The 19,348-nt window shown below is 69.2% G+C and carries 20 protein-coding genes and 1 tRNA gene; 4 read left to right on the top strand and 17 right to left on the bottom strand.

Going from position 1 to position 19,348, the window contains the following annotated elements; genetic code table 11:
* Window positions 1-4: 4 nt before the first annotated feature.
* From FK531_RS02785 to FK531_RS02775, 3 genes are all read right to left on the bottom strand, one after another.
* Window positions 5-202 (bottom strand): hypothetical protein, encoded by a 198-nt coding sequence (locus FK531_RS02785; protein ID WP_142095084.1) that lies wholly within the window; start codon window positions 200-202, stop codon window positions 5-7.
* A gap of 210 nt (window positions 203-412) precedes the next feature.
* Window positions 413-835, bottom strand: a complete 423-nt coding sequence (locus FK531_RS02780) for a DUF2752 domain-containing protein (protein WP_142095083.1) — start codon at window positions 833-835, stop codon at window positions 413-415.
* A gap of 4 nt (window positions 836-839) precedes the next feature.
* Window positions 840-1,370 (bottom strand): RDD family protein, encoded by a 531-nt coding sequence (locus FK531_RS02775; protein WP_142095082.1) that lies wholly within the window; start codon window positions 1,368-1,370, stop codon window positions 840-842.
* Window positions 1,371-1,524: 154 nt separating this feature from the next.
* Here FK531_RS02775 and FK531_RS02770 point away from each other — a divergent pair, with 154 nt between their 5' ends.
* Window positions 1,525-1,890: a PH domain-containing protein gene (locus tag FK531_RS02770; protein ID WP_142095081.1), complete on the top strand. Its 366-nt coding sequence runs from the start codon at window positions 1,525-1,527 to the stop codon at window positions 1,888-1,890.
* Window positions 1,891-2,193: 303 nt separating this feature from the next.
* Here FK531_RS02770 and FK531_RS02765 read toward each other — a convergent pair whose 3' ends face one another.
* The 3 genes from FK531_RS02765 to FK531_RS02755 form a co-directional block, all read right to left on the bottom strand.
* Window positions 2,194-2,517: a hypothetical protein gene (locus FK531_RS02765; protein ID WP_142095080.1), complete on the bottom strand. Its 324-nt coding sequence runs from the start codon at window positions 2,515-2,517 to the stop codon at window positions 2,194-2,196.
* Window positions 2,518-2,650: 133 nt separating this feature from the next.
* Window positions 2,651-3,226 (bottom strand): DUF4352 domain-containing protein, encoded by a 576-nt coding sequence (locus FK531_RS02760; RefSeq protein ID WP_181762787.1) that lies wholly within the window; start codon window positions 3,224-3,226, stop codon window positions 2,651-2,653.
* Between the two features lie 96 nt (window positions 3,227-3,322).
* Window positions 3,323-3,538, bottom strand: a complete 216-nt coding sequence (locus tag FK531_RS02755; protein WP_142095078.1) for a DUF4287 domain-containing protein — start codon at window positions 3,536-3,538, stop codon at window positions 3,323-3,325.
* Between the two features lie 153 nt (window positions 3,539-3,691).
* On the opposite strand from FK531_RS02755, the gene FK531_RS02750 reads away from it, so the two are divergent.
* Window positions 3,692-4,180 (top strand): FBP domain-containing protein, encoded by a 489-nt coding sequence (locus FK531_RS02750; protein ID WP_142095077.1) that lies wholly within the window; start codon window positions 3,692-3,694, stop codon window positions 4,178-4,180.
* Between the two features lie 343 nt (window positions 4,181-4,523).
* On the opposite strand, the gene FK531_RS02745 is transcribed toward FK531_RS02750, so the two are convergent.
* Both FK531_RS02745 and FK531_RS02740 read right to left on the bottom strand, forming a co-directional pair.
* Window positions 4,524-4,596, bottom strand: a tRNA-Thr gene (locus FK531_RS02745).
* Window positions 4,597-4,666: 70 nt separating this feature from the next.
* Window positions 4,667-5,860, bottom strand: a complete 1,194-nt coding sequence (locus FK531_RS02740) for a DNA polymerase III subunit delta' (protein ID WP_142095076.1) — start codon at window positions 5,858-5,860, stop codon at window positions 4,667-4,669.
* Between the two features lie 96 nt (window positions 5,861-5,956).
* Between FK531_RS02740 and FK531_RS02735 the strand changes: the two genes are divergently transcribed.
* Window positions 5,957-6,346 (top strand): VOC family protein, encoded by a 390-nt coding sequence (locus tag FK531_RS02735; RefSeq protein WP_142095075.1) that lies wholly within the window; start codon window positions 5,957-5,959, stop codon window positions 6,344-6,346.
* Here the strand turns inward: FK531_RS02735 and FK531_RS02730 are convergent.
* The 4 genes from FK531_RS02730 to FK531_RS02715 all read right to left on the bottom strand — a co-directional run bounded on the left by FK531_RS02730 (window position 6,283) and on the right by FK531_RS02715 (window position 11,084).
* Window positions 6,283-7,014 carry a helix-turn-helix domain-containing protein gene (locus FK531_RS02730; protein ID WP_142095074.1) on the bottom strand — a complete coding sequence of 244 codons (732 nt, stop codon included), beginning with the start codon at window positions 7,012-7,014 and terminating at the stop codon, window positions 6,283-6,285. The genes FK531_RS02735 and FK531_RS02730 overlap by 64 nt on opposite strands.
* A gap of 22 nt (window positions 7,015-7,036) precedes the next feature.
* On the bottom strand, window positions 7,037-9,982 hold the full coding sequence (gene topA, locus FK531_RS02725; protein WP_142095073.1) for a type I DNA topoisomerase: 2,946 nt from the start codon (window positions 9,980-9,982) through the stop codon (window positions 7,037-7,039).
* Between the two features lie 102 nt (window positions 9,983-10,084).
* A complete protein-coding gene (locus tag FK531_RS02720) occupies window positions 10,085-10,669 on the bottom strand; it encodes a hypothetical protein (protein ID WP_142095072.1) in 585 nt (194 codons plus the stop codon).
* Between the two features lie 211 nt (window positions 10,670-10,880).
* Window positions 10,881-11,084 carry a cold-shock protein gene (locus FK531_RS02715; protein WP_005248460.1) on the bottom strand — a complete coding sequence of 68 codons (204 nt, stop codon included), beginning with the start codon at window positions 11,082-11,084 and terminating at the stop codon, window positions 10,881-10,883.
* 377 nt (window positions 11,085-11,461) lie between these two features.
* On the opposite strand from FK531_RS02715, the gene FK531_RS02710 reads away from it, so the two are divergent.
* Window positions 11,462-13,807, top strand: coding sequence for a DEAD/DEAH box helicase (locus FK531_RS02710; RefSeq protein WP_142095071.1), 2,346 nt, complete (start codon window positions 11,462-11,464; stop codon window positions 13,805-13,807).
* Window positions 13,808-13,820: 13 nt separating this feature from the next.
* Here the strand turns inward: FK531_RS02710 and FK531_RS02705 are convergent, their stop codons facing one another.
* The 5 genes from FK531_RS02705 to FK531_RS02685 all read right to left on the bottom strand — a co-directional run bounded on the left by FK531_RS02705 (window position 13,821) and on the right by FK531_RS02685 (window position 19,294).
* The gene (locus FK531_RS02705; protein WP_142095070.1) at window positions 13,821-16,286 is read right to left on the bottom strand and encodes a lysylphosphatidylglycerol synthase transmembrane domain-containing protein; all 2,466 of its coding nucleotides are present in this window, start codon (window positions 16,284-16,286) and stop codon (window positions 13,821-13,823) included.
* A gap of 8 nt (window positions 16,287-16,294) precedes the next feature.
* Window positions 16,295-18,238, bottom strand: coding sequence for an APC family permease (locus FK531_RS02700; protein WP_142095069.1), 1,944 nt, complete (start codon window positions 18,236-18,238; stop codon window positions 16,295-16,297).
* 86 nt (window positions 18,239-18,324) lie between these two features.
* Window positions 18,325-18,675: an Rv3654c family TadE-like protein gene (locus FK531_RS02695; RefSeq protein ID WP_142095068.1), complete on the bottom strand. Its 351-nt coding sequence runs from the start codon at window positions 18,673-18,675 to the stop codon at window positions 18,325-18,327.
* On the bottom strand, window positions 18,672-19,070 hold the full coding sequence (locus tag FK531_RS02690) for a TadE family protein (protein ID WP_142095067.1): 399 nt from the start codon (window positions 19,068-19,070) through the stop codon (window positions 18,672-18,674). Before FK531_RS02690 ends, FK531_RS02695 begins: the two co-directional genes overlap by 4 nt.
* Complete coding sequence (locus FK531_RS02685; RefSeq protein ID WP_142095066.1) at window positions 19,067-19,294, bottom strand: DUF4244 domain-containing protein; 228 nt, start codon at window positions 19,292-19,294, stop codon at window positions 19,067-19,069. Before FK531_RS02685 ends, FK531_RS02690 begins: the two co-directional genes overlap by 4 nt.
* Window positions 19,295-19,348 lie beyond the last annotated feature (54 nt).

Raw genomic sequence — 19,348 nt, 5'->3', positions numbered from 1 at the left:
GTCGCTACGGCACCCAGTACTTCGCGGCGAGCCGTTCGATCACCGGATCGCCGTCGAGCGCCTCGTCCAGCGCCGCCAGGTCGTCGTCCAGTGCCACCAGCCGGGGATCGTCGTCCTCGGCCCCCTCCGTCGGTGCGCCACCGTCCTCGGCGATCTGGCGCAGCAGTTTCTCGCGGACGCGGTCTCTCAGCGATTCGGCCATGCCTGAGCATGGCGCGCCCACGGGCCGCTGTCGAGCGGACGCGCGAAATGTGTTCAGTCCTCGTGGTCGTCGTCGCGCCGTCCGAACACCCGGCGTGCCACGGGCACAAGCACGACGAGCGCACCCACCAGGACGATGAGGGAGAAGATCTGCATGGCCATCGGACTGCCTCCGGTGTCGGTCGAGTCGGCGCGGTTCTGACGGGGCGATTCAGGTCGGGGCGAGCGCGGATCCCCACGGGGTGTTCCGCGCGATCGTGAAGAGGGCGAGCGCGACCAGCACGGCCACCGTCGCCGCCCGCGACAGCACGATCATCCGGTCGTCGACGCCGCGCCACCGGCGCAGCACCCAGGCCACCCACGCGACCGCCAGCACCACCACCAACGGCGCGACGAACAAGTTGCTCGACAGCGACGCGAACACGTCACCGTGGGTGAGATCGTTCAGCGCGCGCAGCCCGCCGCAGCCCGGGCACCACAGGCCGGTGACGGCATGAAACGGGCAGAATCCGTACGCGCCGAGCCGGTGCGGGTCCCGCAGGTTCAGCACCGCGGCGGCGGCGATCCCGGTCGCGGCGACCCCGGCCGGTCCCCACAGACGCCGGTCCCGGATCTCGCTGCGCTGCAAGGTCATCGACTCACCTCGCCCTGATCACCACGGAGGTCACCAGCATGTCGTGCCAGCACCGATGGCGCGAATCCCACAGCGGCCACAGGAAGTTCAGGAAGCAGGTGTCGCCGAGGATCCACAGCAGTAGCCAGCGCACGAACGCCATTCCCGGTCCGAGTGGGCGGCCGTCGCTCTCCCGGACCACCGAGATGCCGAGCCACTTCTTGGCCACGGACTGACCGGTGGTGCCCTGCCGGAACACTACGTTCCAGATGAGAATGACCAGCGTCAACAGGAACCCGGCGACCATCAGCGCAATCCCCGCGCCGTTCACGCCGGTCAGCTCGGAGCTCGACTCGGAATAGTAGTCACCCGAGTACGTCGTGGTGGTCGACGACGAGTCCTTGAACGCGACGAGGGCTCCGATACCCGCCACGATCAGTCCCGGCAGCGGCACGACGAAGCGGTCGAGCAGGTAGGCACCGACCCGCGACCACCACGACGCGTACGGCCAGATCGGCATCGGCGGCGCCGCGTAGCCCTGTCCGGCCATCGTCATCACGTCCTCTCCCGCAGCGGGACTCGGTGATCAAACGATAGTCCGAATCACGCGCCGGCGGCCGGTCGACTCGTACGGTGGAGGGGACGTGCATCGAACCCTGACCTCCCCCGATCCCCTTGATTCCCACCCCTCCGAACACCTGGAGCAGACCATGAGCGAACCGATCTTCGACAAGGCCGACCAGTTGAAGCAGGTGCAGCAAGGACTCCTCGAGGGCGAGACGGTCATAGCCGTCTACGACTGCATCGGGGCGGGCACCGGATTTCTCGGCCTGACCGATCGTCGGGTCGTCATTCAGGACCGCAGCTTCGTCGGCAAACGCGTTGCGATCACGTCGATTCCGTACGGGAACATCCGGTCCGTGTCCTTCCTGAGCAACAAGTCGTGGGCAGGGCAGTTCTTCTCGTCGAGCAGCGTCGCACTCACCGCGGGCCCGGACACGTTCGAGGCGGACTTCCGCGGGATGGACAAGGCCCACCATGTGCACTCGGTGATCCTCGATCGGATCAGCTGCTGATCGGTGGGCAGGAGCCTGTCCACAGCTGTGGACAAACCTATGCACAACGCCCCGAGGACTGTGGACAACCTGGGGATGGTCCCGAGAATTACACCGTTGAAACTCTTCCTACCTGCACAGACCGCATCTCCGGGGTTGTGGATAGCACCAGCGGCGGCGTGTTGTGGAAAAGAGACCTCCGGCGCGTTGCCGTGACCTGGGTGAGACGCGCCGGAGTTGTCCACAGCGCTGCCGTTCGGCGGTCACCGCTCGGGGCAGTCACTGCCGTCCCCGCTGTCACTGCCGTCACTGCCGTCACTGCCGTCACTGCTGCGGGACGCAGTGCTGCCACCACTGCTCGCTCTGCGCCCGGTAGGGGCAACCCGGGTCGCCGCCGTTGCCGCCGTCGCCGCGGTCATCCTGGTTGTAGTCGCCCTCGTGGGCGTAGTTCGCGGTGCCGGCGTGCTGGTCCCAGCCGTGGTAGCTGTCGTCGGGATAGTTGTGGTCGTACCCGCCGTTGTCGCTGTAACTCGGGTCGGCGAGCGCAGGTGCGGCAACCGCAACCAGTGGCGCAGCGGCGAGAATTCCCACGCAGGCGATCTGGGCACACAGTCTGAGCGGGCGACGGGGTCTGGACTGAACCGTCATCGCTGATCCCTTCTCGGCAGGGCGGCATTTCGTACACCGCTCCTTTTCATCATCCGAGCCGTACCTGGGATCAGTTGGAGAGTTACCTTCCAATTCGCCGACAGTTGCCGATCACGATGACGCCGCCGAGATGCTATTGAGTCTTCAGGTCGACCACCTTCACCTCGGTCGGCTGCTGGGTCTCCGTGTCGTAGAAGCCGAAAGCCCTCGGCGTCGCGTCGACCGGGACGGCAAAGACCCACTTCATTGGCGACTCCGAGCCCTGCTGCAGGGTGACGCCACACACGGGGTTGCCCTGCACCTTGTCGAGGGAGGCAATGATGTCGAATTGGTGGCGCTGCTCGTCGACGAGCCGGTTACCGATCGACTTCCCACAGGACAGGTCGAACGGGGCGGCAGAGTCGTTTCTGACCACTGCGTCGACCGCCACGTATTTCTCGCCCGCGGGCGCGGCCTGGTCGGCGAACTCGCCCGCCGACGACGCCATCGAGATGGCGGGCACCGAGGTCGCGGACCGGACGGTCACGGTCACCCCGCCGTTGCTGACCGGCGCCCCGACCTTGTACAACGTCAGGTCCGGCTCGCCCTGCCCCGATCCGGATGCGGGCGCGGACGTCAGGTCCATTCCAGACTTCGAATCTCCGTCGCTGCCGCAACCGGCAACCAGGAGAACCCCGACGCCGAGCGCCGCGACGATCATCTTCCTCATGCCGGTCAGACTTACCAGAGACCGCCCGCCCGTTCGCCCGGTTCCGGCAACTCGCCGACCAAGGACTTGCCGGCAGTCAGGCATCGCCGGCGCCTGTCACGACCCCGCTGCGTCCTCCTTCAACGTGTGCGCGACGAGCGCGTTCGCGTGGCCGTGCCCCATGCCGTGCTCGGTCTTGAGCCAGTTGACCAACTCCATGTGCTTGGTCAGTTCGGAGGACCGGATCAGCCCCTGCCACTCACTGATCGGACGGCCGTACTTCTGCTCGATCGACGGGAAGTAGGACGCGGGTCCTTTCACGGGTTCGCTCATGCCCGAAACGTACCGCGTGGTTCCGACAGTTTCCGGTCACCAACCGCCGCAGGTCGCGGCGCCGACCGGCGAAAATCCCTTTGCCCGGGCCGCGACCAGCCGTAGCGTCGATTCCGTTCTGTCAGCAATCCGAACCGAGGAGCCGATTCCGTCATGATCCCCGTCACCGAACACGACATCCGGTCGTCGTTCGTGAACTGCTCCAAAGGCGACGCCAAGCGCCTGCCCGTGCCGCGGGACCTGGACGACCGCCCCTGGGAGGATCTGGACTTCCTCGGCTGGGGCGCACCGTCGTTGCCGGGACGGTGCTACCTCGTCGTCCCGCACGACGATCGTCTCGTCGGTGTCGCGATGCGTTACCCGACAGCCGGGTCCGGGCGCGCGCAGATGTGCTCGATCTGCAAGACCACGCACACCGGCGGCGGCGTTTCCCTGATGACCGCGGCCAGGGCGGGCGATTCCGGACGCCGCGGCAACACGACCGGTACCTACATGTGCACCGACCTCGCGTGCTCGCTGTACGCACGGAATCTGAAGAGGCCCGCACTCGGCAACAAGTATCGCGAACACCTCAGCATCGAGGAGAAGGTCGAACGGGTCCGCGAGAACATCGGTGCCTTCATCGCACGGCTCTACGCCTGACAGCTCCGGCTCCACTCCGACTGAGACGGCCCGGCCACCGGCCGGACCGCCCCATCGGGAGAGGATCCACGGTAGGCAATTCCTGCCGCGAACCCGAACTCAGGCGGTCCCACCAGCACGAGGAGGGCAAGGCTGGTGGCACCTGTACCGCTCGGGTTGGGGACGAGCGGTACTGTTAGTCACAGTAACGGAAACTACTCGGTCCGGCGACTACACGGACGTCCAACTAAAGCGGGGCGCTGCCGTTGCCTTTCACCAGGCCCGCATCGCGCTCCGATGCAATCCACCACCCGAAGACACAGAAAACCCCAGGTGCATCGTGCTCTCACCTGGGGTTCCGCTGAGCTGCCTGAGAGAATCGAACTCTCGACCTTTTCATTACGAGTGAAATGCTCTACCGACTGAGCTAAGGCAGCGCGCCCGACCTTGCGATCGAGCAAGCAGGAGTCTAACGGCTCGGGGCGCGGATGCGAAAACGGCCCCCGCCTAACTGAGCGCAGCCCCCAGTTTCGCGACCATTGCGGCCACCGCGAAACGCGGTTTGACGTTGGTCGACAGCGCCTCGCGGCACTCGAGTACCGCCTCCACACACTGCAGCAATGCCGCCGGACCGCCCGCGGCGGCCATCTTCACCACCTGGTCGGCCTTGTCCGGATGATTCGGCTGCGCGTCGGACCCGAGCGAGACCGCCAGCGCGTCCCGGTACAGGCCCGCCAGGTCCATCAGCGCGCGGTCCAGGCTGTCGCGACCAGTCCTGGTCGCCCGCGACTTCTGCCTGCGCTCGAGGTCCTTGAGCGCGCCCGCCGAGCCGCGCAGCGCCCCGGCCGCACCCTTGCCGGTACCGCCCGCGCCGAGGGCCGTGCGCAGCTCCTCGGTTTCCCGCTCGTCCCGCGCAGCGCTCATCTCCTTGGCCTCGGCCTCGGCGGCGCGCACCAGCTCGTCCGCGGCCGCGTAGGCGGTGCCGGCCCGCGTCGCCGCCGACGCGATGCCCAGCGCCTGGCTGCGACGGGTCCGGGCCTCCTCGTCGGTGGCCAGCCGGCGTGCGCGGCCCACATGCCCACCGCTGATCGACGCCGCCCAGGTCGCAGTCTCCGCGTCGAGTCCGTCGCGGTCGCGCAGCACCCCGGCGATCGCCGTCACGGACGGGGTCACGAGCGCCACGTGCCTGCAGCGCGAGCGCAGCGTCACCGAGATGTCCTGTGGGTCCACCGACGGCGCGCACAGCAGGAACACCGTCCGCGCCGGCGGCTCCTCGACGACCTTCAGCAGTGCGTTCGCGGCGCCCTCGGTCAGCCGGTCCGCGTCCTCGACCACCACGACCTGCCAGCGGCCCGTGCTCGGCCTGCGCGACGCGGTCTGCACGATGCCGCGCATCTCGGCCACGCTGATGCTCAGGCCCTCCGGGATCACCCGTCGCACGTCGCCGTGGGTGCCGGCCATCGTCGTCGTGCAGGCGTGGCAGGTTCCGCATCCGGGCGGACCGTCGCTGGTGCATTGCAACGCAGCCGCGAAGCACAGCGCGGCGACCGAGCGCCCCGATCCGGGTGGTCCGGTGAACAGCCACGAGTGGGTCATCGACGATCCCGCCGCCTCGCTACCGCCCCGCGCCGCCGTCGCGGCCGCCGTCAGTTCGGTCTCGACATGCTGCTGGCCGACCAGCCGATCGAAGACACCCGCCATGCGCCACAGCCTAACGACCGGTGCCGACGTTCCCGCCGCCGTGGCCGTCCGAAACGTTCAAGACGACGCCCCCGGGCTCGTCGTACGGTCGACGCCATGACCCCATGCATCTCCCTGATCGGTCTCGTCACGGCCGACATGGCCCGCTCCTTCGACATCTACCGACGACTCGGCCTCGACCTGCCCGCCGAGTCGGTCACCGAGCCGCACTTCGAGGTGACCCTGCCCGGCGGACTGCGCCTGGCCTGGGACACCGTCGACACCATCCGCAGCTTCCACCCCGACTTCACGCCCAGCGCGGGCGGTCCGGCGCTGGCGTTCGACTGCGGCTCCCCCGCCGACGTGGACGCGAAGTACACCGAGCTGACCGGAGTCGGCTGCGTGGGTGAACTCGCGCCGTTCGACGCGTTCTGGGGACAGCGCTACGCAACGCTGAAGGACCCGGACGGCAATACCGTCGACCTCTTCGCGGCACTGCCCGGCTGACCGACCAGGGCACTCAGGGACACGCCGGCCAGCGCGCGCACCTCACGGGCGAGGTGCGCCTGGTCGGCGTACCCCGTCTCCGCGGCGACCCGCGCGAAAGGGGTGCCGGTTCGCGCCGCGGACAACGCCCGGTCGAACCGCAACACCCGGGAGAGGGTCTTCGGACCGTACCCGAACGCGGACAACGACTTTCGATGCAGTCGACGGTCGCTCCACCCCAGCATCGTCGCGGCCGCCGACACCGACGCTCCGGCGGCCAGGTACGCCGCGATCTCGGTCTCGACCGGTCGGCCGACGCCCTCCAGCCGACGACGCGCCTCGTCCGCGATCGCCCGCAGCGGGTCCACCTCGGCGGCGTCGGACAGCCTGCGCACCACCGCAGCCGGCCACAGTTCGTCGAGCGAGAGCCGGGTGTCACGCAGCGCGTCGGCTGACACCCCGAACACCCGCGGACCCAGCCCCGGCGCGAATCGCAACCCGATCGCGCGGGGCCCCGCGGCACTCGTGCGGTGGGCGACCGTGTCCGGACCCGCGACCACGAATCCGCGCTCGTGCCAGATCAGGTCCATGCAGCCGTCGGGCAGCACGAACGCCTCGGCGTCGGGGGCGGGTGAGACGACCGACCACGCGACCGCCCCGGGTACGCCGCACTCCAGCTCGCGGTACACGATCGCGTTCCCCCGACGGAGTTCAGTCCTGCTCCGGCGCAGCCTTCTTCGCGGGGGCCTTCTTGGCGGTCGTCTTCTTCGCAACGGCCTTCTTCGCGACCGTCTTCTTCGCGGCGGCCTTCTTGGCCGGAGCCTTCTTCGCCGCCTTCTTCGCGGTCTTCTTCGGCGCGGGACCGCGGGCCCGACGGTCCGCCAGCAGCTCCGAAGCACGCTCGTCGGTGATGGTCTCGACCTCGTCACCCTTGCGCAGACTGGCGTTGGTCTCGCCGTCGGTGACGTAGGGACCGAAGCGACCGTCCTTGATCACCATCGGCTTGTCGGTGGCCGAGTCGTTGCCGAGTTCACGCAGCGGCGGCGTCGCGGCGCCCTGGCGCCCCCGCCGCTTGGGCTCGGAGTAGATCTTCAGCGCCTCCTCGAGGGTGACGGTGAACATCTGCTCTTCGTTCGCCAGCGAACGAGAGTCCGTGCCCTTCTTCAGGTACGGGCCGTAGCGGCCGTTCTGCGCGGTGATCTCTTCCTTCGACTCCGGGTCGACGCCGACCACCCGCGGCAGCGACAGCAGCCGCAGGGCGTCCTCGAGCGTCACCGTCGCCACGTCCATCGACTTGAGCAGCGAACCGGTGCGCGGCTTCGGCCCGGCCGCCTTCTTCGCGGCCTTCTTCGCCACCTTCTTGGCCGGCGCCTTCGTCTTCACCGTGCCGTCGGCCGTCTCCTCGACCGGCACCGGCACGATGTCCGGCTCCGGCTCGGACGGCGGCTCGGGCAGGATCTCGGTCACGTACGGACCGAAACGGCCTTCCTTGGCGACGATCTCGTGTCCGGTCAGCGGGTCCACACCGAGTTTGCGCCCGTCCTGCGGCGTCGCGAACAGCTTCTCGGCGTACTCCGGGGTGAGCTCGTCGGGCGGCAGGTCGTCGGGCAGGTTGGCCCGCTGCGAGATCGGATCCCCTTCGGGGTCATCGGGATTGACGACCATCCGCTCGAGGTACGGTCCGAACCGGCCGACCCGTACGTGCACCTCGCGGCCCTCGGCGTCGTCGAAGAGCCGGATCGAGTTCACCTCGCGCGCGTCGATGTCCTCGAGGTTGGTGCCGACCATCTTCTTCAGGCCGCCCGAGCGGGCCACCGAGCCTTCGGCACCGTGTTCGCCACCGAAGTAGAAGCTGGACAACCAGTTTGCGCGCTGCTCACGACCGCCGGCGATCTCGTCGAGGTCGTCCTCCATGCCCGCGGTGAAGTCGAAGTCCACCAGCCGGCCGAAGTGCGACTCGAGCAGTCCGATCACGGCGAACGCCACCCACGACGGAACCAGCGCGCTGCCGCGCTTGTAGACGTAGCCGCGGTCGAGAATCGTCTTGATGATCGAGGCGTACGTGGACGGCCGGCCGATACCGAGTTCCTCGAGCGTCTTGATCAGACTGGCCTCGGTGAAGCGGGCGGGCGGGTTGGTGGTGTGCCCGTCCGGATCCAGCTTGGTGGCCGTGACGCCCTGCCCCGCAACGAGAACCGGCAGTCGCGACTCGGCGTCGTCGGAGTCGCCGCCGGCCTCCTCGTCCACGGACTCGACGTACGCCTTGAGGAAGCCGGGGAACGTGATCGTCCGGCCGGACGCCGAGAAGGTCGCTTCCTGACCACTTCTGGCGGTGCCGGTGATGCGCAGCGTCAATGTGGTGCCGCGCGCGTCCTGCATCTGCGACGCGACCGTCCGCTGCCAGATCAGCTCGTAGAGCTTGAACTCGTCGGTGCCGAGCTGGCTGTGCAGCTGCCCCGGCGTCGCGAACACGTCGCCCGCGGGACGGATCGCCTCGTGCGCCTCCTGCGCGTTCTTCACCTTGCGGGTGTACTGGCGCGGCGACGGGCTCACGTACTCGGCGCCGTACAGCTCGGTGGCCTGGGCGCGCGCCGCCGAGATCGCCGACTGCGAGAGCGTCGTCGAGTCGGTACGCATGTAGGTGATGTGGCCGTTCTCGTACAGCCGCTGCGCGGTGCGCATGGTGCGCTCCGAGGAGAACCGCAGCTTGCGGGCCGCCTCCTGCTGCAGCGTCGAGGTCATGAACGGCGGGTACGGCTTGCGGGTATACGGCTTGTCCTCGGCGGAGGACACCGTCAGGTCGACACCGTGCAGCGCCTCGGCGAGCTGCCGGGCGTGGCCCTCGTCGAGGACCGTGACGCCGGTGGACTTGAGCGCGCCGTCCGCCCCGAAGTCGCGGCCGGAGGCGACGCGGGAGCCGTCGACACTGACCAGTCGGGCCCCGAAACTGCGCGGGCTGGCGTCGGCGCCCGCGTCGAGGGTGGCGGAGATGTCCCAGTACTCGGCGGTGCGGAACGCCATGCGCTCGCGCTCACGCCGGACGATGACGCGGGTGGCCACCGACTGCACGCGGCCCGCCGACAGCTTCGGCATGACCTTCTTCCACAGCACCGGGCTGACCTCGTAGCCGTACAACCGGTCGAGGATGCGGCGGGTCTCCTGCGCGTCGACCAGGTCCTGGTCGAGGTCGCGGGTGTCCTCGGCGGCCGCGAGGATCGCGGGCTTGGTGATCTCGTGGAAGACCATCCGGCGGACCGGGATCTTCGGCTTCAGAGTCTCGAGCAGGTGCCAGGCGATGGCCTCGCCCTCGCGGTCGGGGTCGGTGGCGAGGAAGAGTTCGTCGGCGTCCTTGAGCAGGCTCTTGAGCTCGGTGACCTTCGACTTCTTGTCGGGGCTGACCACGTAGAGGGGCTCGAAGTCGTGGTCGACGTTGACGCCGAGCCGCGCCCAGGGCTCACCCTTGTACTTGGCGGGCACGTCCGCGGCACCGCGCGGCAGGTCCCGAATGTGCCCGACCGACGCCTCGACGACATAGTTCTTGCCCAGGTAGGGCGCGATTTTGCGGGCCTTGGTCGGCGACTCGACGATCACGAGACGGCGCGTCTGGCCGGCTGGGGTAGACGAATCTCCCGCCGTGTCCTTCTCCCGGGCTGCCACGTTGTTTGCCTGCACCTTCCTCGACTCGAAACGGTGATCACATCGGTTACAGCGTGACACACCGTGGACCAATCCTTGCAGATCAGTCCCGTGTCGACTGTTCTACACCCGCGGCCACGCCGCGCGCGCCTCCTGGTGGTCAGGCGGCTCGCCGATGTTCTCGACCAACCGCAGTAGTCGACGATGGCCGACGATCCGCAGTCCCGGATTGGCGCCGCGGGTGCCGAACATCGTCGGCGCGATGCCCGCGCGCATCAGGGACTGGGCGAGCACCGCATGGGTCTCGGGGGCATGCGGGTCGAGGCCGAGCACGAATCGGTCGCCGTCGCCCTCGGCCCGTCCGGACGCCAGCGTCCAGGCGCGCAGGGCTCGGGGTCCCGGGACCCAGCCGGCGGGCACGGCCTTGACCGCCCCCTTGGTCCACCGCACCGCGAGCACGGCCAGTTCGGCCACCGAGCCGGTCCGGACCAACGGTCGGCCCTCGTCGGAGTGGGTCAGCTCGGCGACCAGCCCGGCGTCCTCGATCAGCTCGGCGATCGCGTCGGCCCGCCACTGCGCGTCGACCACCACCGAGACCCGCGCCCGGTCGGCGGCGGCCACGAGCTGGCCCGGCCCGGCCAGCAACCCGCTCAGGTCGGCCACCTCGGGCGCGACCGAGTCCGCGGAGAAGAAGGACAGCTGGTTCACACCAGCGACAGTAGCCCCAAATCGCTCACCGGCGCGTTGTTCGCTGGCGCGCCAACACAAATGGGACGCACCCGCCGAATCGGTCGACAGGCCGGGTCACGCCCGCACAGACAACTCGCCCCCACAGACAAACCCGCCGCACAGACAACTCGTCCCCCATTACCTTGCGGCGATGGGGGACGAGTGCAATCCGTACCGAGGTACTGACGAATCAGACCGCGCGAACGCCGGTGGCCTGGGGACCCTTGGTGCCCTGACCGACCTCGAACTCGACGCGCTGGTTCTCCTCGAGCGTGCGGAATCCGCTGCCCTGGATCTCGGAGTAGTGGACGAAGACGTCAGCGGAGCCGTCCTCGGGGGCGATGAAGCCGAAGCCCTTCTCCGCGTTGAACCACTTCACAGTGCCCTGTGCCATACTTTTCCTTCGCTTTCTAACACCGGATGCGGCGGACGGCCCTTAACAGCCCACCGGGCCGGTTCCGACCGCTGTACCGCTGATTTCCCCCTCAGGAAAAGCATCGAGCACACCGCTCGCAACATCGATCCTGCGAGCGCGTACACGAACACAGAAGCTGCGACCAGTTATTAGTCAACCACGCTTCGTGCCACCACAACAGTCGAAAACCCATAAAGAAATGATCTTGTTGCCGACTACCTGCTGGTAACCGCACACCAACCGGACCAATCGCCGTTCGGGAGGGTCGTCGCGCCCGCCGCGAACACCCCCCAGTAGCATCAAAACCCCAGGTCGGACATGGTAAGCACGACCGACACACGAACCCGGAGCACCCCTTGATCCCACCCGACGCCGATGCGACGAGCTACGGACACAGCCTGCTCGGCCGTGTCCTGGCGGGCACCGCACGCGGGGAGGATCCGCTGACCCACGTGGCAGAACTGCCGGCCAGGCAGTCGCAGTACGCACAGTGGCCGGCCTGGGCACACCCCGAGGTAGTCGACGCCTTGCGGGAGAACGGAATTCCCCTGCCCTGGACGCACCAGGCGGAAGCCGCCGAGCATGCCGCGGCGGGCTCGCACGTGGTCGTCGCGACCGGGACCGCGTCCGGAAAGTCCCTGGCCTACCAGTTGCCGATCCTGACCGCCCTCGCCGAGGACCCCCTCGCCACCGCGCTCTACCTGGCGCCGACCAAGGCACTCGGCGCCGACCAGATCCGCGCTGTCACCGCGCTCTGCGACGAAGCCGAGGCACTGACAGGTGTCTTCCCCAACGCATTCGACGGCGACACCCCGACCGAAGTCCGGCAATGGGTGCGCACGAACTCGCGCTGGGTATTCACCAATCCGGACATGCTGCATATCGGCATGCTCCGCTCCCATCAACGATGGGCGCATTTCTTTCGTCGACTGCGTTATGTCGTCATCGACGAATGCCATTCCTATCGCGGAGTTTTCGGATCCAATGTCGCGCTCGTACTGCGCAGGCTCCGACGCATCGCCCGCCGATACGCCGCGGACCCGGTCTTCATCCTCGCCAGCGCCACGACAGCCGACCCCGGCGCCGCCGCCGGCCGACTGATCGGCGCCCCGTGCCTGCAGGTCACCGAGGACGGCTCCCCACACGGACCGCGGACGGTCGCACTGTGGGAGCCGCCACTGCTCGCCGAGATGACCGGGGAGAACGGTGCGCCGGTGCGCCGCGCCGCCGGATCCGAGGCCGCGCGGATCATGGCCGACCTGGTGGTGGAGGGGGCCCGCACCCTCACCTTCGTGCGGTCCCGCCGCGGCGCGGAACTCACCGCGATGGGGGCGAAGAGACTGCTCGCCGAAGTGGACCCGGACCTCGCCGAACGGGTCGCCGCGTACCGGGCCGGCTACCTGGCCGAGGACCGGCGCGCGCTGGAGGCCGCGCTGGCCGACGGCACCCTGCTCGGCGCCGCGACCACCAACGCGTTGGAACTGGGCGTGGACATCGCCGGACTGGACGCGGTGGTGGTCGCGGGGTTCCCCGGCACGGTCGCCTCCTTCTGGCAGCAAGCCGGGCGGTCCGGCAGGCGGGGCGAGGGGTCCCTCGTGGTGCTGGTCGCGCGCGACGACCCGCTCGACACGTACCTGGTGCACCACCCCGCCGCGCTGCTGGACAAGCCGGTCGAGGCCACCGTCACCGACCCGACCAACCCGTACGTACTGGGACCCCAACTGCTCTGCGCTGCAATGGAACTACCGCTCAGCGACGCCGAGGTGGAACAGTTCGGCGCGGTCGAGGTGCTCACCGAGCTCGCCTCCCGCGGCCTGATCCGCAGACGCGCGCACGGCTGGTTCGTCACCGCCGAGTCGAATCCGCATGCTGCCGTGGACATCCGCGGTGGCATCGGGCTGCAGGTCGCGATCGTCGACGCCGAGTCCGGGCGAATGCTCGGCACTGTCGACGGCGGCCGCGCCCCCGCGACCGCGCACCCCGGCGCCGTGCACATCCACCAGGGCGAGTCGTTCGTCGTCGACGACCTCGACCTGGAGAACGGGCTCGCCCTGGTGCATGCCGAGACCCCGGAGTGGACCACCTCGGCGCGGGAGACCACCGACATCGTGGTCACCGGCGTACTCGACCGCAGCGAGCACGGTGCCGTCGTCACCGCGCTCACCGAGGTCGAGGTCACCCACCAGGTGGTCGGGTACCTGCGGCGGCTGCCGTCCGGCGAGATCCTCGACTCGGTCGAGCTGGACATGCCGCCGCAGAGCCTACGGACACGCGCCGTGATGTACACCGTCACACCGGAACTGATGGAGGCCGCCGGCATCACCGCAGACCGGTTCCCCGGCTCGCTGCACGCCGCCGAGCACGCGGCCATCGGACTGCTGCCGCTGGTCGCGACCTGCGATCGCGGCGACATCGGCGGGGTCTCGACAGCGCTGCACGCGGACACCGGCCTGCCGACGGTGTTCGTCTACGACGGGCACCCCGGTGGGGCAGGCTTCGCCGACCGCGGCCACGCGGAGCTCCGGCCGTGGCTGCGCGCCACCCGGGACGCGATCCGGTCCTGCGAATGCGTGGCCGGGTGCCCCTCCTGCGTGCAGTCGCCGAAGTGCGGCAACGGCAACAACCCGCTCGACAAGGACGGCGCCGTGCGGTTGCTGTCCGCCGTCCTCGACACCCTCACCCCCCTCCCGCGCCCGGCGTGATAGTGGTCGGGGTTCAGATGAGGTCGTTGCGCTGCAGCCAGTGCATGGTCGGCCAGCCGATGAAGACCGGCAGCCAGCAGGTGAGCACCCGATAGAGCAGCACGGAGGGCACCGCGACGCTCGCGGGCACGCCGAATGCGGCGAGCCCACCGATCAGCGCGGCCTCCACGGCGCCGACGCCACCGGGGGTCGGTGCGGCGGAGGCCAGGGTGCCACCGATCATCGTGACAATGGTGACGGTGATGAAGGTGGCACCACCCCCGAACGCCGCGACGCTCGCCCAGAGCGCCAGCGCCGCACCGAGAGTCGTGCCCGCACAGCCGCCGACGATGATCAGGAACCGGCCGGGGTCGCGGGCCAGGTCGACCAGTTCGGTGGTGAGGTCGGCGATCTGGGGACGCAGGTCGTCGCGCAGCCAGCGCCGCAGCTTGGGCACCACCATGAACGCACCGACCACTCCCAGCACAAGGCCCGCGATCAGGTAGAGCACGGTCCCCCGCGGAATGAAGTGCGAGAGGTCCGCACTCTTGCCCGCCGCGACACTGAAGACGACCAGCAACACGATGTGGGTGACCACCTGGACCGTCTGCTGCAGCGCGACCGCCGCGGTGGCGCGCACACCGCCGAGTCCGTTGTGCTGCAGGAACCGAACGCTCAGCGCCAGACCCCCGACGCCGGCCGGGGTGGTGGTGGCGGCGAAGGTGTTCGCGACCTGCATGATCGTGAGGTTCTTGAAGCTCACCGACTCGCTCGCGCAGGCCCAGAGCGCAGCGGCGGCGCCGACGTACGTCAGTCCGGACACCACCAGTCCGAGCAGCGCCCACATCCAGTTCACCGACCGCAGTTCGGTGAGGAAGGTCGGCACCTGGCTGACGAACGGGTACGCGACGTAGACCAGACCGATCAGCAGCACCAGTTGGATCAACTGGTTGCGGCTGAAGCGGGTGACCTGCTCGGTGCGGATCTCCTCGGTGTTCGTCTGGGCGCGGACCTCCGCCCGCGTCGTCTTCATCAGCTCGGCCACGTTCGGCGCCGTCCGACGGATCCGTTTGGGCATCGCGGTCCGGGTGAGCCGCCCCGAGGCGGCGATCACCTGATCCGCACCCACCGCCGAGATCGCGACGCGCACGGCGGGTTCCGCCCCGAACAGCTCCGCCGACACCAACAGCAGCTGCGCCACGTCGGACTGCAACTGGGCCTCCGACGCGCCGATCTCGGACCGCGCGAAACCCTCGAACCGGGCCACCCCTGCCGCCGTCCGGATGTTTTCCGGACGCAGGTCGCCGTGTGAGATCTGCCGGGCGTGCAGTCGGCGCAGGCCGTCCCACACCGCGACGAGCTGATCCTGCTGATCTCCGTCGAGGGGCTCACCACGGGAGGCGGTGTGCGCGTAGAGCATCCATCCGCGATCGAGCGAGGACACCGCGACCGGCCAGTTCGCGGACAACCCGAGTCCGTTGATCGCGGTCGACATCAACGCGCGGTGCTCGACCGCCCGCTGCAGCGACGCGAACGCGGCAGGCGTCTCCGAACTGCGCAAGGTCAACCAGCGGCCGGCCTGCCGAACGGCCGCCTCACTGCGTTGATGCTGGCCGAACAGGTCGAGCACCACGGTCGTGGTCCCGCCGTCGCATCCCGCCGCACCGGTCGCCGACACCGGGGGGTCGGGTTCACCTGCCCGGGGCCACGGGCGGTCGACCACGTCGCGACCGGGCGCCACCCGGCACAGGGCGGACAGCACCAGCGGCCCGGGCCCCGCCGGGCTGAGCACGGTCAACTCCTGCACGCGCAGTCCACGCCGGTCGAGGACCCGCAGCGCGACGTCGACCGGGACCTCCAGCGCGGGGGTCCCGACGAACAGCACGACCAGCGCACCGACGAACCAGCCCGCGGTGAGCCCGAGCATCGAGCGCGCCGGCACGACAGCGCTGACGAACAGGTGGATCGGGACGAATGCGAGGAGCAGCACCCACCACAGCATCCGGAACCGCTTCGGCAGCCACGGCCCGCACACGGTGAGCACGGCGGCGAGCATCGCGATCCACCGCGGATCGTCGAGGAACTGCGAGAGGAAGGTGTCCAGGTGGGCGGTGAGGTCGAGGTGCCACTGCGGGGCGGCGATTCCACTTCCCGTGAAGGACAGCGCAATTCCCGCGATCAGTGCCGCCGCGGCGTACCCGGCCAGCAGTTTCCAGCGTCTGCCGACGACGATCCCGAGCAGGATCGCGAACGGCAGCGCCAGGATCGCGACACCGTACAGCGAGTACGCGAGGTTCGAGAACTGGGGCGACGCGACGCCGATGAGGTCGGAAATCGAGTGCTCGAGCGACTCCCAACGCCCACGGGTGACCAGGGACACGATCACCACCGTCAAGACGCAGACGCCCGAGAGCGCAACGCGGAGTTGATCACTGGTCCGCCGGCGCAGCGGCTGCAGCAGGCTGCCGTGGACCGGTACCTCGCGTCCGTCTACCTTCATCGCCCGCCCTATCCGACGTGGACGTGGGGTCGTCGGGAGACGTCCGGTTCCGCTCGGCGCAGAACCTCACGGGTCACGGGCGCCACCTCGCCCTGCCCGATGAACAGGAACCGCAGCAGGTTGGTGACGGGATTGCCTTCCGTCCATTCGAAGTAGACGTGTGGGATGGTCCCGGTCCGGTCTCGGATGTCGAGCAGGATCGCTGCGATCGAGTTCGGGATCACGGCACTGTTGACCCACAGGATGCGGTGCTCGTCGCGTTGGCGGCCGTGCACCCGGAGTTTGGTCGCGAACTCCGAGGAGTCCTTGACGTTGACCTCCAGGAACAGGATCGGCTCGTCTCCGGGGATGTGGCTCTCGCTCCGCTGCTCGGACGCCTTCTGGCGGTACTCGTCGGAATCGCGGCGGTCGACGTCGTGGGTGACGATCCGGATGGTCCCGAGCGCGGCCTCCTCGATGAACTTCATGGCGGTCTCGTCGTAGCTGACCGCCTCGGCCCGCAACTCGAAGGCCCTGCGGAACCGGGAGGCGAACGAGACCACCAGGATCGCGAGGATGAACAGCGCGGCCACCTGCACGCCCTCGGGGCGTTCGAAGACGTTGACGACCGTCGTGTAGAGGAAGATCACCGCGACCACGCCGAAGCCGACCAGCTTGCGGCGCTCGCCCCGACGCCGAGCCGACAGGGTCACGGCGACGGCCGCGGAGGTGATCAGCACCAGCACGCCGGTGGCGTAGGCGGCGCCCTGCGCGTCGACGTCGGCGTCGAAGTACCAGGTGATGCCGAACGCGATGACCGCGAACACCAGCACCAGCGGCCGGACCGCCCGCGCCCAGTCCGGCGCCATCCCGAACCGCGGCAGGTACCGCGGCACCAGGTTCAGCAGGCCGGCCATCGCGGAGGCACCGGCGAACCACAGGATCGCAATGGTGCTGACGTCGTAGACCGTGCCGAAAGCGTTCCCGAGGTAGTTGTGCGCGAGGTAGGCCAGGGCGCGGCCGTTCGCCTCACCGCCCGATTCGAATTGCGGCGCCGGGATCAACACCGTGGTGATGAAGCTGGTGACGATGAGGAAGGCGCTCATGATCAGCGCGGAGGTGGTGAGCAGGTGCCGGGCGCCACGGATCCGGCCGCGGGGGGCCGCGCGGGTGTCGGTGTCGTCACCGCTGATCTGCGGCATGACCGCGACCCCGGTCTCGAAGCCGGACAGGCCCAGCGCGAGCTTCGGAAAGACCAGCAGCGAGATCGCGACCATCATCCACGGATTGCCGTGTTCGGTGGTCAGCGCCGAGGTCCAGTCAGTGACCACGGACGGGGCGGTCGCGACATGCCAGAGCCCGACCCCGACCACGACCAGGTTGAGCGCCAGGTACACCCCGACAAGACCCACCGCGATGCCGATGGCCTCGGAGAACCCTTTGAGGAAGACCGCGGCCAGCAGCGCCAGCAGGACCAGGGTGACGAGCAGGTTCCGGCCGTGCAGCACGTCCGGCGCGAACGGGTTCTCCACCAGGTGCGCGGCGCCGTCGGCAGCCGAGAGCGTCATGGTGATGATGAAGTCGGTCGCGGCGAATCCGAGCAGCACCAGGACGAAGATCTTCCCGCCCCACTTGGGCAGCATCCGCGCCAGCATCGCTATCGATCCCTCACCGCGGGGGCTCTCCTTGGCGACCCGCCGGTACACCGGCAACGCGCCGAGCAGGGTCAACGCGACCAGCACCAGCGTCGCCAGCGGCGACAGCACGCCGGCCGCGAGCGCTGCGATGCCCGGCTGGTACCCGAGGGTCGAGAAGTAGTCGACGCCTGTCAGGCACATCACCTTCCACCAGGAGTGCTTGTGCTCCTCGTTCGGTGGCGACCGGAACGGTCCCTGGTGCCCGGCAGGCTCCTCGGTGATGTCCGCGAGCAGCCAGGAACGCAGCCGCGTCGAGGGTCGAACTGTGGTGGTCACGTCGGGAATCCTGCCATTGGCCGCGCGGCGGCATGCCGGGGAGCGGGGCGTGTTGCCACAGAACCTCATGTATCAGACTTGTCGGACTACTGCAGGTCGACCGGACCCGCCCGCGCCGCGGCCACCGCGTCACCCGTCCCGACCGCGGCGAGACCGACCCGCGCCCCGACGGTCACGACCGCGTCCCAGCCCTCGATCCGGCACTCGCGCAGCGCCGCCACCATCCGGTCCGCGACGGCCCGCGCGGCCGCGCATGCCGCCTCCTCGCCGCGGTCGACTGCTGCCGCGGCAGCCAACGCACCGAGGTCGGCCGCGGCCTGCGCCCGGTGCCGCGCCGCGACCGCCGCACCCAGGTGCCCGACCACCAGCGTCAACGAGATGAGCGCGAGCATCGCGAAGCAGGCGAGTACGGTCGCCGAACCTCGCTCGTCCCTCACCGCCCACCGCCGTCCCGGTCCGCCTGCGGCTCGCGGGCCTCGACTTCGGGCAGTTCCTCCACGGCGGCGACCGCTTCCGCCGACACCCGCAACAGGGGCAGCAATGCGACCTCGGTGGAAACCCGCGCGGTGACGTACCCACCCTCCTCGCGCACCTCCACCCGGGCGCCACGAGGCGCGACCCGTCGACCCGCGGGGACCGCCTCCTCCCGATCCCCGCGGGCGACGAGCCGCGCCGACTCCCTCGCCGCGTCGACACACCGGACCTGTGCGGACACCGCGAGAACCGCTCCGACGCACAGCATCACGACCACCACGATCGAGGCGATCGCGATGGCCGCCTCCACCGTGACCGCACCCGTCTCCCCGGTAACCCGGCCGAGGCGCCTGCTCACACCGCGGTGTTGAGCGCCTTGTCGATGATGTTGGTCAGCGCCGTCACGATCGAATCCCCCGTGACCACGGTATAGAGCACTGCCCCGAAGGCCGCGGCCGCAATAGTCCCGATGGCGTACTCCGCCGTGGACATCCCCTCCTCCGCGACCGCGGCGAGCAGCAACCGACGCTGGGTTGCGGTGACCGCACCCCGAGCCAGACCACGCACACTCTTGATCGACATGATGATCCCCCTTCTTCACGTCCGCCTCGGCCTCTCCGCGGCGGCGATTCGGAG

The organism is Rhodococcus spelaei (assembly GCF_006704125.1).
GTDB lineage: Bacteria > Actinomycetota > Actinomycetes > Mycobacteriales > Mycobacteriaceae > Rhodococcus_G > Rhodococcus_G spelaei.
The sequence above is the reverse complement of the archived record's forward strand: the minus strand, read 5'-3'. Positions and strand labels throughout refer to the sequence as shown.

Bases quoted from the DNA above. Each gene is read 5' to 3' on its own strand.
- FK531_RS02785 (WP_142095084.1), bottom strand. From the start codon at position 202: ATGGCCGAATCGCTGAGAGACCGCGTCCGCGAGAAACTGCTGCGCCAG.
- FK531_RS02780 (WP_142095083.1), bottom strand. From the start codon at position 835: ATGACCTTGCAGCGCAGCGAGATCCGGGACCGGCGTCTGTGGGGACCG.
- FK531_RS02775 (WP_142095082.1), bottom strand. From the start codon at position 1,370: ATGACGATGGCCGGACAGGGCTACGCGGCGCCGCCGATGCCGATCTGG.
- FK531_RS02770 (WP_142095081.1), top strand. From the start codon at position 1,525: ATGAGCGAACCGATCTTCGACAAGGCCGACCAGTTGAAGCAGGTGCAG.
- FK531_RS02765 (WP_142095080.1), bottom strand. From the start codon at position 2,517: ATGACGGTTCAGTCCAGACCCCGTCGCCCGCTCAGACTGTGTGCCCAG.
- FK531_RS02760 (WP_181762787.1), bottom strand. From the start codon at position 3,226: ATGAGGAAGATGATCGTCGCGGCGCTCGGCGTCGGGGTTCTCCTGGTT.
- FK531_RS02755 (WP_142095078.1), bottom strand. From the start codon at position 3,538: ATGAGCGAACCCGTGAAAGGACCCGCGTCCTACTTCCCGTCGATCGAG.
- FK531_RS02750 (WP_142095077.1), top strand. From the start codon at position 3,692: ATGATCCCCGTCACCGAACACGACATCCGGTCGTCGTTCGTGAACTGC.
- FK531_RS02740 (WP_142095076.1), bottom strand. From the start codon at position 5,860: ATGGCGGGTGTCTTCGATCGGCTGGTCGGCCAGCAGCATGTCGAGACC.
- FK531_RS02735 (WP_142095075.1), top strand. From the start codon at position 5,957: ATGACCCCATGCATCTCCCTGATCGGTCTCGTCACGGCCGACATGGCC.
- FK531_RS02715 (WP_005248460.1), bottom strand. From the start codon at position 11,084: ATGGCACAGGGCACTGTGAAGTGGTTCAACGCGGAGAAGGGCTTCGGC.
- FK531_RS02705 (WP_142095070.1), bottom strand. From the start codon at position 16,286: ATGAAGGTAGACGGACGCGAGGTACCGGTCCACGGCAGCCTGCTGCAG.
- FK531_RS02685 (WP_142095066.1), bottom strand. From the start codon at position 19,294: ATGTCGATCAAGAGTGTGCGTGGTCTGGCTCGGGGTGCGGTCACCGCA.